Source organism: Flavobacterium praedii (genome assembly GCF_026810365.1).
Taxonomy (GTDB): domain Bacteria; phylum Bacteroidota; class Bacteroidia; order Flavobacteriales; family Flavobacteriaceae; genus Flavobacterium; species Flavobacterium praedii.
The window spans coordinates 551,583-566,528 of the sequence record NZ_CP113948.1; the positions used below are offsets into that span (position 1 = coordinate 551,583).

The 14,946-nt window shown below is 31.0% G+C and carries 10 protein-coding genes; 5 read left to right on the top strand and 5 right to left on the bottom strand.

What is annotated here, in order from left to right; translation table 11 throughout:
- Positions 1–34: 34 nt before the first annotated feature.
- A complete protein-coding gene (locus OYT91_RS02465) occupies positions 35–823 on the bottom strand; it encodes a sulfite exporter TauE/SafE family protein (protein ID WP_281239364.1) in 789 nt (262 codons plus the stop codon).
- A 288-nt stretch (positions 824–1,111) separates the two neighbouring features.
- Complete coding sequence (locus OYT91_RS02470; RefSeq protein WP_269223209.1) at positions 1,112–1,738, bottom strand: Crp/Fnr family transcriptional regulator; 627 nt, start codon at positions 1,736–1,738, stop codon at positions 1,112–1,114.
- A 365-nt stretch (positions 1,739–2,103) separates the two neighbouring features.
- Between OYT91_RS02470 and OYT91_RS02475 the strand changes: the two genes are divergently transcribed.
- The 4 genes from OYT91_RS02475 to OYT91_RS02490 all read left to right on the top strand — a co-directional run bounded on the left by OYT91_RS02475 (position 2,104) and on the right by OYT91_RS02490 (position 6,647).
- On the top strand, positions 2,104–2,409 hold the full coding sequence (locus tag OYT91_RS02475; RefSeq protein ID WP_281239365.1) for a rhodanese-like domain-containing protein: 306 nt from the start codon (positions 2,104–2,106) through the stop codon (positions 2,407–2,409).
- A 68-nt stretch (positions 2,410–2,477) separates the two neighbouring features.
- Positions 2,478–4,058: an NADP-dependent glyceraldehyde-3-phosphate dehydrogenase gene (locus OYT91_RS02480; protein ID WP_269223207.1), complete on the top strand. Its 1,581-nt coding sequence runs from the start codon at positions 2,478–2,480 to the stop codon at positions 4,056–4,058.
- A gap of 1,064 nt (positions 4,059–5,122) precedes the next feature.
- Complete coding sequence (locus OYT91_RS02485; RefSeq protein WP_269223206.1) at positions 5,123–5,524, top strand: c-type cytochrome; 402 nt, start codon at positions 5,123–5,125, stop codon at positions 5,522–5,524.
- Positions 5,525–5,768: 244 nt separating this feature from the next.
- Positions 5,769–6,647, top strand: coding sequence for a YjiK family protein (locus tag OYT91_RS02490; RefSeq protein ID WP_281239366.1), 879 nt, complete (start codon positions 5,769–5,771; stop codon positions 6,645–6,647).
- Here the strand turns inward: OYT91_RS02490 and OYT91_RS02495 are convergent.
- Positions 6,630–10,352 carry a metallophosphoesterase gene (locus tag OYT91_RS02495; RefSeq protein WP_281239367.1) on the bottom strand — a complete coding sequence of 1,241 codons (3,723 nt, stop codon included), beginning with the start codon at positions 10,350–10,352 and terminating at the stop codon, positions 6,630–6,632. The genes OYT91_RS02490 and OYT91_RS02495 overlap by 18 nt on opposite strands.
- Before the next feature lie 352 nt (positions 10,353–10,704).
- Here OYT91_RS02495 and OYT91_RS02500 point away from each other — a divergent pair, with 352 nt between their 5' ends.
- Positions 10,705–11,877, top strand: coding sequence for a Pycsar system effector family protein (locus OYT91_RS02500; protein WP_281239368.1), 1,173 nt, complete (start codon positions 10,705–10,707; stop codon positions 11,875–11,877).
- Here OYT91_RS02500 and OYT91_RS02505 read toward each other — a convergent pair.
- Both OYT91_RS02505 and OYT91_RS02510 read right to left on the bottom strand, forming a co-directional pair.
- The gene (locus OYT91_RS02505; protein WP_281239369.1) at positions 11,874–14,243 is read right to left on the bottom strand and encodes a GAF domain-containing protein; all 2,370 of its coding nucleotides are present in this window, start codon (positions 14,241–14,243) and stop codon (positions 11,874–11,876) included. The two genes, OYT91_RS02500 and OYT91_RS02505, sit on opposite strands and share 4 nt — an antisense overlap.
- A 188-nt stretch (positions 14,244–14,431) precedes the next feature.
- Entirely contained in the window at positions 14,432–14,941 is a 510-nt protein-coding gene (locus tag OYT91_RS02510) for a hypothetical protein (RefSeq protein WP_281239370.1), read from the bottom strand.
- Positions 14,942–14,946 lie beyond the last annotated feature (5 nt).

Sequence of the window (14,946 nt, forward strand, 5' to 3'; positions counted from 1 at the left end):
AAAGTTTGTGATAATTGTTACTTTTAACTAAAGTTTATTTCAAGATGGTTTCTTTAATGATAATGTAGATTCCCATGACTAAAATAAACCAGCCAAAAACGGGCTTAAGCTTGTCTCCATCTACTTTTTTGGATAATTGAGTACCAATAAGCATTCCTATAAATGCAATAGCTGAAATTGTAAATAAGAAAGGATAATCAATGGGTGTGCCAATGTATAAATCACCAATAAAACCGATGGAAGAATTAACAAAAATGATTAGTAATGAAGTTCCAACAGCTTGTTTCATTGGTAAATTGGCAAAAAACAATAGAGCTGGAATAATTAGAAATCCACCGCCAGCCCCTAAAAATCCAGTTACGATTCCGACTATAGAACCGATTAGTGCTAATTGCCAGTAATTGGTTCCTACAGATTTTATGTTTGAATTGGATTTTCGAATCATTGAAAACGAAGCTGCCATCATCAAAACGGCAAAAATAATCATGATTAGAAAATTTTTGGTGACTTGAAAATCATTTAGAGTAAAAAGTACATTCGGGATTTTTAGAATAATTACTTCTCGGATGATTAATATGGAGATGACAGAAGGAACAGCAAAAAATAATGCGGATTTGACTTTGAGATTTCCCATTCGGTAATGGCTGAAACATCCTGATAAAGCAGTAATTCCAACAATAAATAAGGAATAACTAGTAGCCAATTTTGGATCAATTTTAAATAAATAAACCAATATGGGAATGGTCAAAATAGAACCACCACCACCAATTAGCCCTAGAGAAAGACCTATTATTATTGAAGCCAAATAACCGAAGTATTCCATATTTTGTTTTTATTTACTGCAAAGATGCGGAGACTATTTTTGATATAAAGTAACTTTTATCACATTTAGAAGGCAGATTTCAGAAGTCAGAAGCCAGAAGTCAGAAGGCAGAAGGCAGAAGTCAGAAGGCAGAATGCAGATTTCAGAAGTCAGATTTCAGAAGTCAGAAATCACTATTCACTACTCACTATTCACTACTCACTACTCACTTCTCACTATTCACTACTCACTATTCACTTCTCACTATTCACTACTCACTATTCACTACTCACTATTCACTACGCATAACTACATTAATATTTCAATTTGGTTGCGATGCAGAATAACTAAACCTCTTTGTTCCATTTTTTTGAGTAATCTCGAAATCACTTCTCGGGAAGTATTCAAATCCGAGCCAATTTCTTGATGTGAAAGTTTAAGTTCCTTGCAGCCACAAGCTTCTACTTGGCGTTTTAGGTAAAATTCCAGGCGTTCGTCCATAGCTCTAAAAGCAATGCTGTCAATGACTTCAAGAACTTCTTCAAAGCGATTGCGATAAGTGCCTATTACAAATTCATACCAAGATCGATGTTGCATCATCCATTTATCCATCAAAGATAAAGGTACCATTACCACCTCAGAGTCCTCAACAACTTTGGCCATAATTTGGCTTTTTTCATTCTTTGCTGCACAAACCATCGATAGGGCACATGCTTGGCCTGGTTGTAAATAATACATAAAAAACTCTCCGCCATCGTCATCTTCTCGATAGACTTTTATAGTTCCTTTGGTAACTAATATGGTATTTTTGATATATTGACCCGTACGCATAATTACCTCTCCTGCGGAGAATTGTTTGATCACTTCGTTTGTTTTTATATCTTGAATCAATTCATTTGAAAAGGAAGGAAAATTTATTTTTAATGGATCAAGCATTTTGATTTCTTTTTTTAATTTTTAGTTTGTTGGCAATACTGTAAAAGTAGTAAAAAAGTAAAAGTATTTTTTAAATGAATGTGTTGTAAAATTTAACAAATTGTGAAAAAAATAAAAGAAAGGGACAATTAAGTCTTTATTTTAAACAATAAATAATAGATATTGGTATTCATTGATTATTGATTTTCACGAAAACGTTTTCTTTATTTTATTGATTAATTCACAAAAAAGGGGTGATTTGTTTGAGGAAAAACTCGTATTTTTACATAAAAATATATATTATGAAATCGCCATGGGCTTTAAACTAAAAGTATAGAGATAATCATAGCGAAACCCTATTTCCAAAAATTAAATACTAATTAGATATGAATTTAACACAAGAAGATTGGATTTCACAATTTGAAGCCGATGATAGAGCAGTAATGCTAGATGTGAGAACAGAAGACGAATGTGATCAAGGTATAATAGAAGGTTCTGTAAATATTGATTTTCATAAAGGTCAAGAGTTTGTTGATGCGATAGCTGCATTGGATAAAAACAAAAATTATTATGTTTACTGTCGTTCAGGCGTTCGAAGTGCAAAAGCATGTGAAATGATGAACGAGTTAGGGATTGAAAACACCTATAATTTACTCGGTGGTATAATAGAATGGAATGGTGATATAGTTTAACATTTCAAAAAAAAGAGGCTAAAACCACTTATTAAATTTAAAGAAAATCTAAAAAAAATAACCTAAGAATGAATACAATACCTCAAGAATTTCAGATTACCACACCACTTATTCAAGATACTTACTTGGTAAATGGTGAATTAAAAAAATGGACAGGAAAAACAACACCAGTATATTCAACAATTTCTTCTACCGAAAAGTATGAACCTACATTATTAGGATCCATACCATTTATGGGAGAAGCCGAAGCACTTGAAGTAGCCGAGTCTGCAAAAGCTGCTTTTAATAACGGGCAAGGATTATGGCCAACCATGAAAGTGGTAGATCGTATTCATTGTATGGAGAAGTTCGTTGCCCAAATGAAAGAGACCCGTACCGAAGTTGTAAAACTTTTGATGTGGGAGATAGGAAAAACACTTGGTGATTCCGAAAAAGAATTTGACAGAACAGTAGAGTACATTAATGATACTATTGAAAGTTATAAAGAATTAAACAGTCGTTCGGCACATTTTTCTAAAGTGCAAGGTATAAATGCCATGGTGCGTAGAGGGCCTATTGGAGTTGTTTTGTGCCTTGGGCCATACAATTACCCATTGAACGAAACTTTTACTTTGCTAATTCCCGCTTTGATTATGGGAAATCCAGTAATTTTTAAACCAGCAAAACATGGTGTTTTATTAATTTCTCCTTTATTGGAAGCTTTTAGAAGTAGTTTTCCAAAAGGAGTAATTAGTATTGTTTATGGAAGAGGGCGTGAAATCGCTTCGCCAATAATGAAATCTGGAAAAGTTGATATTTTGGCTTTGATTGGTAATAGTAAATCGGCTATTGCTTTGCAAGACCAACACCCAAACAAAAACAGATTGCGTTTGGTGCTAGGATTGGAAGCTAAAAACCCAGCGATTATTTTACCAGATGCCGATTTGGATTTAACAATTCAAGAATGTATAGCAGGAACTTTATCTTTTAATGGTCAAAGATGTACTGCGTTAAAAATTATATATGTACACGAAAATATAGCTGCTGAATTCAACAAGCGTTTTGCAGAAAAAGTGGATGCACTTGCGTTTGGGAATCCTTGGGAAAAAGGAGTTGCTTTGACACCGCTACCAGAGGCCGAAAAACCTGCTTATATTCAAGAATTAATTGATGATGCTACAAGTAAAGGTGCTAAAGTTATAAATGCTAAAGGAGGAGAACATTCTGATAATTTTATATTTCCAGCTATTTTGTTTCCTATAAATAAAGAGATGAGAGTATATCATGAAGAGCAATTTGGTCCAGTAGTTCCAGTTTTGACTTTTAAAGATATTCAAGAGCCATTGAATGATATGGCCGAATCAAATTACGGACAACAGGTAAGTTTATTTGGTAAAAATATCAAAACTATTGCCCCACTTATTGATACTTTGGTGAATTTAGTATGTAGAGTAAATTTGAATAGCTCTTGTCAAAGAGGACCGGATGTTTTTCCATTTACAGGAAGAAAAGATTCTGCTTTCGGGACATTGAGTATACATGATGCTTTGCGTTCGTTTTCTATTAGAACTTTTGTTGCTTCAAAAGACAATGCCTACAACAATGAAATATTACAGGAATTGTTAAACAGTAAAGAATCTAATTTTATAAATACCGATTATATTTTATAATCATTTTTTAAAACTATTTTAAAAGCCGTCTCATTTTTCTGGAATGAGACGGCTTTTGTTTTGACTCATAAATAATAGATATGTAATTTGTATAATTGACTGTTTTTGAGTTTAATGGTGATAAGTTCTTTCAAAATGTTTATATTTGTAAGTAGTCATTTTCTTGTTTGCCGATACAGGTTATTAAGAACAAGTTATTCTAAAATGATATAATTGATTTGAAAATTTATTAAGCGAATAAACATCAAAAAGAAAATTAAAATAGTTGCTAAGAGTTTTCATGAGCGTTTGCATCGTGAGCCCTATTATGTACATCCAAAATTAAAATTTATTCCCAACATAGTTATTAATCTCATCACCTTGTGTGTTGCATTAGCTTTGATCACTACCCTTTTATATTTATTGATTCGCTTTCTTATAAAAGCATTTTATCATTTGTAATTAAGAACTAATTTTTTTTGCAAAGAGAATTAATACTAAACATAAAAATCATCTTTTTTATTGGATACAGACAAAATTTGTAATTAAATTTCTAAGTAAGTTATTCTTTTAAGAGTATAAGGATTTTAGTTCGGAGTGGTTTATTTCTTTTTATTACTTTCAGGAGTTTCTTTGTGTATTTTGAAGATAATTTAAATTTTCTAATTGCCAGATTTATTTGATGATAGGTATTAAAAAGAGATTTAAATTGAATAACCAATATTGCTGTTAAAAATGTAGGAGGTTTTGAGATTCCTTCCAATGTAGTTATGATTTACTATGATGATTCTAAAGTGACTTTTTTTTTAAATTCAAGTGTTTTTGAAGCTATTCGGAAAAATAACGTAATTTCTTTAAAAATAATTAAAAAAATAAAATGGATAAAGTTTAAAAATGATATCTATATGGAAGTGTATTTATTAAATAATTTACATAAAAATCAATATATTAGCAAATAATTTAATATTTATTAAAATATTGTCGATTTACTGATTTTTATCTAAAAGTATATAAAATTATGATAAATATCAGCTTTAATACTATAACGTTTTCTTAAATTTGTGATATAATTTAATAACTAAGCCATGAAAGTAAAATTTAGATTTTTAATAGTACTAACATTATTAATTGTTGCAGGAAGTAAAAGCGTAGCTCAGGAAATAAGTTGGATTGCGCCAGAATATTCTAATTCTTTAAAAAATCCTTTTGTAGGAAATCAGAAAGCGACTAATGAAGGGAAAGAGATTTATAATCAAATGTGTGTGTTGTGTCATGGTTTAAAAGGTCAAGGAAATGGAGAAGCTGGTTTAACACTTCAGCCCAATCCAGCTAATTTTTTAGCTTTAAATGTAAAATCTCAAATGGATGGTGCAATTTTTTGGAAAATAACCAATGGTAAAGCACCAATGGCAACCTATTTTGAGCTTTTAACCGATGACCAACGTTGGAAATTAGTAAACTATATTCGAGAACTTGAGAAAAAATAGGATTTAAAATAAAGATTTTTAAAATTTAAAAACCGTTACTGCTCTTAAATGGGTAGTAACGGTTTTTGGTTATAAATTTGAGTGATTATGGAATGTTATTGTGTTTTTATTAAAAATAATTAAAAAAATATTTTTTTACTTTCAATATATTAAAAGCAATATGTATCAGTATCCCCTTTTTTGAAAAGTACAACTATGGTTGCTTCAAAAATATGTTCTATTTTTGTAACTATATGCTAAGTTTATGAGAAATTTTATTTCTATTTCGATTGCTTTTGTTTTGTTAGCGTGTCAGAATGGTTCTGAAACACTTACTAAACTGTATAGTTTGCCCAAAAAATTAAAAGAGGTTTCTGGAATTGTCTATACGCAAAAGGACAATTTATTCTGGACTTTGGAAGATAGTGGCAATGCCAACAAAATCTATGGATTGAATGTTGAAAATGGAGCAATAGAGAAAACGGTAATTATAGAAAATACCTCAAATACAGATTGGGAGGATATAACAAAAGATAAAGAAGGAAATTTATACATAGGTGATTTTGGGAATAATAACAATGTTCGAAAAGATTTATGTATTTATAAAATTGATAAAAAATCATTAAATCTGGAAAATGCCATTCCGGCTTATAAAATTTCGTTTTCGTATCCCGAACAAAAAATGTTTCCGCCCAAAAAGACTGCCTTATTCTTTGATGTCGAAGGTTTTTTTGAATATAAAAATAATTTTTATCTCTTCACCAAGAATCGAAGTAAAGGATTTGACGGCACCGTTTTGGTGTATAAAATTCCAAATAAAGCAGGTTTCCATCAAGCTGTTTTAATGGGTAAATTTAAAACCTGTGACAACTATAATCATTGTGCTGTTACAAGTGCTGCAATCAGCCCTGATGCTTCAAAGGTGGTTCTTTTGACCCATGATAAAATTGTACTCCTGGCAAATTTTAAAGAAGATAATTTTCTAAAAGGAAAACAGTCACTATTGAAATTAAATCATTTTTCGCAAAAAGAAGCGATCTGTTTTAAGAACAATGAAACATTGATTATTGCTGATGAAAAGACGAAAAAAATAGGAGGAAATGTATATGAGGTGAGTCTTTCAACACTAAAATCCATACCCTAAACCAAAAGTGACTCTAGCACGATCATCAGTACTTTTGAAGTAGGTAATTCTTCCTGTTATTACATTGAGTCCATTAATCCATATTCCGCCTCCAACAGATTGATGCCATTTATTAGACTCTTCGCCATCGAGCCAAACTCTTCCATAATCAAAACCACCTAGAATTCCATAGGACATTGGTATGATACTTTTTTTGATTTTACCGATATTCCAGCGTAAATCTGTGCTTTGGTAGAAAGAGGCTTTTCCTAAGAATCGTTCATTTCTAAAACCTCTTAAATCATAGTCACCTCCTAATGTTGCACCTTGATAAAACTCGAAATTATTGTTGAATAGTACTTTTGATTTTAGAATAGTAGCCAAAACAAACTGACCATTAGCATCAATTTTATGATTGAAATTAATCTTTGCGTCTAAAGTTGGAAAATTTGTTTTTGCCTCTTTGATATTCATTTTCCAACTTCCCATCACTGAAAATCCAAATCCCATAGTGGGAAGAGAAGGAAGATCGTAATTTTCAAAACTATATTTGATTGCAGCTCCAATATACTGTTGATTATTAAAAACATTTGGGTTTACAGCACCCGGAATATTGATGTATCGATCGGTAGTTTCTTCGACTTTTATTTTTTCGAAATGAGCTGCAATATTTATTTCACTTCCATAGCGTCCTACTTTTTTAATGGACGGAGATGCTTTTAACGTTCTCAAACGGACCCGATTGTAATCCATTCCATTAAGGGCGTCATTATTTATGGTTTCATTTCCATAGCCAAAATAATTAATAGTAAAGTTAGGACTCGTAAATTTTGATTCTAAATCGAAATCCCATTTGCCTAAAGTTTTTGGAAAATAGCCATTGTATATAAACTCATAACCACTGGTTGCAAATAAATAATTAGCTTTTAAAATGTGTTTTTGTGTGTATGGATATTGATTGAACTTGTTAACGGTGTAATTTGCAATAATTCCTAATTTTACACCATCATCTGGATTATACCCTCCAAAAGGGAATCCTGAAAAAGCATTGTATTTTACCTTTTCATAGTTGTAAAAATTAGGCTCGTAATCATCCGTCAAATAGGTTTTGGTTTTAGTGTCTAAAGTATAAGTGTTTGGCTTTGATTTAAAATCATAGATCTTTATTTTTTTACCGTTTTCAATAGTATAACTGTCATTATTTTGCCCTCCAATCAATCGAATCTTTATTGCGGAATTAGTATCACCTTTTACTTCAAATACGTCATCATCGTCCAAACCGTAAATCCAAATATTTTTGGTTTTATCAGCAGTAAATTTTTTGGTATAAAGTAACTCATCACTTTCTTTTTTGAGTCTGTAAATTGCTATTTCTGTATTGTTTTTTGAGGTATGGGTAATTACAAATTTATCTTTTTTATCTGTTCCGACAATCAAAACCGTTTTTTGTAAAACGCGGTAATATTCTTTGGCGTAGCTCTGTAGTTTTGTTTTTCTTATTTTTAATTTGCGTTTGATGTCTTTAATGGTTTCGTCTTGAACTTCTTTTGGTAAATTGATAAAAGCGCCATCAATGTCAGCATCTGATAAATGCTCTTGAATGTATTTGGCCTGTGTAATCCATTCTTTTTCGTCAGCAGTTTTTAAAAAAGCAATATCCTGCGGATAAGGTTCACGGTTCAACCATTTTACATTGCGAATATCTTCTTTAAAGCTTTGCATATGACGCAATGCTGGCATGTTCATTAAAAGCGATAACAATGCCCCATCATATTTGGTAAAGGCTTGATCTCTGTCTCTTGGGATAGGTTTGTAGACTATTTTTCCATCCTCTTTGTATTCACCCCAACGCCATTGATCACTATGTCGATCCCAATCGCCAATAAGCATATCAAATAATCGGGCTTTGATATAGGCAGGTTCATCGATGGTATATTTCTCATCTTTGCGTATGTTTTTCATTAGGTCATCCGTGCTGATAATGTCTAGTGGTTTACCCAAACTTTTGGCGTTTTTTTGATTGTCAGTCAGGTGTTCTTCCACTAGGTAGAGTTCGTCTCCAAAATTATAATTAAAGCCTTTTAAAACAGGTTGTTTTGGAATATAATACAAATGCGGATTGGTATGTGCTACGCCAATTTTGTCGGCCAGATTTCCTACAGCCAGTGGGGTATAAGGATGCGAGGTTGTATAAAAATCAAACAAAAAACCTTCTGCAAAAGTGTCATCAAATTGATTTAAAACATACTGATCTTTGAATACTACAGATTGTAAAAAACGGGAAGTGCTTTTTTTGAGTGCACGCATCACGTATTCTTTACCATTTGAATCTACAAGGCGTAATGATTTTGATTGGTGACCACCACCTTCTCTTGTGGGTCTAACTCCTCCAAAAAGAGTGTCTAAAGTAGCTGTTTTTGCTTCAATTGGTAGGCTATAATATTTTCGATAATGCTGACCAAAAAGGAATTTATGAAAAATACTTTTTTGGGTCATTTCAGTAGAATAAATGGATGTTCCAGTGGTTGCCGAAAACTTGGTTTGCAAATTGGTTGGAGCTACAGTATCTCGAACTTTTATAATGGTTTGTTCCAAAAGTAGTTTTTCTTGTTGGTCTTCATTGCCATAAAAGGCTACTTTAGTTTCACCATTTTTATAAAGCGTTAAGCTAACATATCCATTTCCTCCGTATGAAAAATCATTTGGGTTTATTGCTTTAGCGGCTTCTGATTTTGAACCAGCTCCACTAATAATTTGTCTAATATTGTTTTTGTACAGGTATTGTAAATTATGATCGTGACCCGAAACCACAATAACATTTCTTTGATTTTGCAAAAGTGTTTTCACTCGTTTTGTAAAATTGTTATATACTTTATTTTGTATATCCTGTGGATTGATACCAGATGTTTTTCGCACTAAATTGATAGCAGAACCAATAAAGGGAAGCGGAATCTTTTGTTCTAATGGGAAAAGTTCTTTTTCAAGTGCATATTGACCACCATGGGAGCCATTGGTCATTAAAGGGTGGTGCAATGCAAGAATTACTGTTTTGTCTTGATTTTTATTTAATACACTTGCCAGTTCATCAAAAAAATGTTCTCGCGTTTTAATGCTGCAATTGTCATTTATAGTGGGATATTTGTCCCAATCTTCTAAAAACCATTGGCTATCAATCGTTATTAATGTAATGTTTTTGTCTATTTTTAATTCTTCTAAGCCACAATTGTTTTGAGGTAAAAATGCTTTTTTATCATTGAGATACTTGGTTACAAATTTGGCCTGTCGTTCTAAGCCTGCAATTCCACTATACCAATCATGATTGCCTGGGATAAAAATGGTTCTTCCTTTGAAATTTTTGGATAATTCTAGTTGATTTGTAAGTTTGGTTTCTGCCAAAGCCTGTTCAATTGGAAATTCATTTTGAGGAAATCCTTTGGGATAAATGTTATCACCTAGAAATAAAAGGGTACTTTTTTTATTAGAATTCTCTACTCTTTTTTGGAGTAAAGAAAATGTTTGCATTACTTTTTCTTTGTCAGCATTTCCAGCATCGCCAATTAAGAAAAAGGTATGGGCTATTTTTGATGAATCTGTCTCGTTTTGGATGTCATGATTTTCTATTTTTTTGCCATACTGTACATGATGCGTAGCACATGAATGAAGAGCCAATCCCAAAAGAATGGAGGTAAAATTGATTACTAAATATTTTTTTGGAAACAATTTCATGTTCGTACTTTAAATTAGTTAGTTTTGAGATTGCTTATTGGTCAAAGAAATGCCTTCTCAGGCTAGTTCTATTTTATGTAAATCCAATAGTCATGCCTTTGTTTGATTGTATCCATTAACAACAGTTCGAAGGTTTAATTGTTCTAAATTTAGCAAAATATAGAGTTTCGTAATAATTCTTCAACGATATTAAGTAAAAGTAATTAAAGGTAATTGATTAATCAATCTTGCTTTTAAATAAAAAACCTTTAAAAGGGGAAAAACCAAAAATTATGCAAAGTTTTATTTATTCTAAAGTATAAAATGAATTACAAAAAACAATTTCATAATTTAGACGTATAAAAATTAATGTATGACTCTTGTAAATCAGGTTCAGGATTTTGTTACCGATTTAATCAAAGGCAAACTATCCAGTGTATATACTTATCATAATTTGAATCACACAATTGGGGTAGTGAATGCCGTTACTGTTTTGTGTGATGAAGAGAAAGTGTCTCCTTCTGAAAAAGAAATTTTACTCAATGCTGCTTGGTTTCACGATACGGGATATACAAAGGGTTGCGAAAATCATGAAGAATTTAGTGCCGAAATTGCAACCGATTTTTTAAAGGTAAATAATAAATCAGACGAGTACATCTCAAATGTTTCCAGTTTAATTAAAGCTACTAGTAAGGAATATATACCACAGACACTTTTAGAAAAAATAATAAAGGATGCGGACTTTTATCATATCTTGAATGCGGATTATATTTTGGAATGTGAAGGCTTGAGGCAAGAATGGGAGAAAGTTGGTAATAAAGTATTTAGTGATATGGAATGGGCCTTAGAAAATGAGTTTTTTTTATCAAAGGTTCATCAATTTTATACACCGTATGCGATAGAACATTGGCAACCATTAAAAGAAAAAAATATAAAACGACTTCGTAAAAAAATAAAAAAAATGAATGAAGAACTAGGTAAAGGCAATAAAAGAAAAGAGAAGGAAGATAAACCAGATCGCGGTATCGACACATTGTTTCGGGTAACTTTAGGAAATCATACCCGTTTAAGTGGCATTGCCGACAGTAAGGCAAATATTTTACTCTCCGTAAACGCTATTATTATTTCGATAGCGCTCTCTACCTTGATTCCTAAATTAGACAGTCCCAAAAATGTGCATTTGGTTGTTCCTACTTTTATTATGTTGATGTCCAGTGTAATCACTATTATTTTTGCCATTCTTTCAACAAGACCAAAAGTAACCAAAGGGGTTTTTACAAAAAAAGATATTGAAGACAAAAAAGTGAATCTTCTTTTCTTTGGAAATTTTTACAAAATGCCTTTGACAGACTATCAATGGGCTATGAACGAGATGATGAAAGACAGGGAATATTTGTATAATTCTATGATAAAGGATTTGTATTATTTGGGAATAGTTTTGGAGAAAAAATACCGATTGTTACGAATTGCCTATACTATTTTTATGATCGGAATTGTGTTATCTGTAATTGCTTTTGTATTCGCTTTTAAAACAGTTGGCGCTTAATTTTGTTCATTTAATAAATCTTGATAGGTGGTGTTATTAGCAATACTTTCCAGATTGTTATTAATTACTTTTACCCTAAAGGCCCTTAAACCAGACACTCCTTGTAGATCTTCAATTTCAAATTGTTCAATGTTTGGTTCTAATAAGTTTTTGTATTGCAGGTATTTGATGTATTTTAAATATTCATTTTCTTCAGCATTGTGAGAATAAACAATTGTGATTTTTTCTTTTTGAGTAATGCGCTCTTTGGTGCCTTTTATGTTGGCTTTGTCAATACGTTTTTTAACCACTTCATAGCGGGCATTGTAGGTTCCATCAACATCAAATCGTTTTTCATCCATTCTAAATCGGATAGAAATAGGGGAACTAAATACCAGAATTAAAGAAGTCACATCCAATTGATATGGCAAAGTAGCTTTGAGTTGGTGATGTTCTATCTCCATTTCGCATAAAGTTTGTAGTTGCCACAATCTTAAATTATGCAAATAAAGGTTGTCAAATGGTTTTGTTGGGGCAATTGACGCTCCAATATATAAATTGTGTTCTACACCATCAGTTTTAAAGCGTTCGTAATAATGCGGATAGATAAGTTGAGCTTCAATTTGTTTTTTATCCAATATTGCAGCCAGCTTTTTGTTGATTATCGACATTGTATGATCAAACTTTTTCCTTGCATGATAGAACATTCCCGATTTTTCGTCCAAACTTTCAAAATAGTTTTGTCTAACCATTTCACTCTCAATATCCATTTTAGTATTTCTTAGGATCGGATGGATTTCAGATTCAATATAATTCTGAATTTGTTGTTCTGTATCTGCTTTTAATGGTGATTCTAGTTCTTTATCAAAAGTTTGTAATTCGAATATACGTTGTTCTAGCAAAACGAAACTATCATTTGTTTTTTGCCCTTCAAAAAGTTTTATTAAGGTGGTTAATTGATTTTTTAAATCTTCTTTTACAGTTTGATTTCGATGTTCCGAGGAACCTTTAATGTCAATTTGTCCATAAAGAGGATAGACATCCTTGAATATGATTTCTTTAAAAATATAATCTTTATTTGGGTTACTGGTTTGATAATATTTGAGTGCTTCTCGTCTAAATTTCCAGTATACACTTGGATGTATGGCGGTATATTCTCTTTGAATAATGGCTTCGATATGATGTTGCATATCAGTTTTATAGCGTTCAAGGGTGTCAATTAAATAAGGTAAAATCAAATCTAGATTTGTGGCATTTATAGTATTGAGCTCCTTTGGTTTTGCAGAAACCAATTCAATAATTCCGAGAATAGTATTGTTTTTTATTACAGGTGCAAAAATACAACTCTGAATATTTTGTAATGCTAAATGCTGCGTAAGTCTTTTATTTCCGGGTATTTTAGAAAATTGTTTAACATCGGAGATTATTATTGGTTTTTTCTCTTCTAAAATAGTTTCTAATGAACAGCCATAAATAGTATTTTTACAATCCATTTCTTCGAGATTATTTAAGATAAAACTTTTCATCTCTTTCTCTTCATGTGGTGGATTTGTAAATTTTTCTTCTTCTTCGTTGTAAATGATAAATCCAATTCTTAAATCGGGAATTTTGAAAATGGATCTAAATATAGATTCAAAGCTGATACTCAATTTGTTTTGTGATTTTTCAGATTTTAAAAGATTACTTTTTAAATTGGATATAGCATTTTCTCTTGTTACATCTATGAGGCTTACTATACCAAAACCTTTTAAAATCCAACTTTCATTCGGGAATAGCTCTTTCCATAAAGCGATATTATCATGGTTATTCATCAATAGATCAATATTGTCTTGGGAAAGTTCAGGTGCATTTTGGGTAGGTATAACTTCTATAAAATCAGCATTATACAAAATTTTATAATGCTCTATAATACCATGTGCGTTTGGAATATCATAAAATAAAGGAGTATAAAAGTCAAAATGCTGGCCATAATAAGCATTCAGAATTAATATGCAATTAAAGATATAAAATTGATCCTTGTCAAAATCACGTATCTCCATGTTGAATGTAATTCCTGCATGCTGAAGAATTTTTTTAAATCTTTCGGTATAATTAAATGTTACATTCTGAAATGGAATGCTAATTGCTTTAATCTCATTGTGTGTTAATGCAGTCGGGAATAAGTCGGCAAGTAAATTGTGAATTAACTTTTCCTGTTGCTTAATCAAGTTTAAATCTTCAATTCCATCTCTAAACTCGGAGAAAGGTTCTATTTCTTTTAATAATGCTTTGGCATAATTAGAGCGGTAATCTACATCGGTTTGCGCAATTTCCTCTAAACTATCAATCAATTTATGAAATGAAATTAGGGTTTTGAATGGACTCTCTGTAAATGTTTTATTACTCATAATCAATCATTAAATAGGATAGTAAAATTACAAATAAAGTGATTGTATTTTTCTTTTTTTTATTGTAATGATCTAGGGGTGATTTTTATTTCAAAATAAAGAGATCAAGAAAAGTGTTCTCAGTTTAAACAAGTAGTTTAAAAATAAAATTGGAAAAGAAACTTTTGTTTTTAGATTTCTAATTCAAATTATTTTAATCTAAATATTTTTCTCGCTTTATTGAAATCTAGTTCGATGGAATCCTTGTAAACTTTTTTTACCGTAATGCCTTCTGACTGCTCATTAAGTTTTAGTTTATACAGTTTTTTATCTATGTTTACTAATATTAATAATTCATCTTTCCGATCTTTAGAATTGATATAGCCATGGTAAGAAATAAGTGGCCAATTTAAAATTTCTACATGTTTAATTATTTCTGGTTTTAATTTCTTTTTTATAATAATGCTTTTAAAATGTGTATTTTGAACTAACGAAGCATTAATTATTCTACTTTCTTTGTTTAAAAAAGGATCCCTATTAATATGATTGATAGTAAAGGTGTCTTTATTTATCTGATTTATTTTTAAATTTGAATTGTAATTTTTTGTATGTTTTATTTTTTTATCTAAAAAAAAATATTGTTTTAGAGTTTTTGATGCCACTAAACCCCATACTGTCAAAACAATTAATATTAAAGCGACATTAATTTTCTTTTTCATTAGGA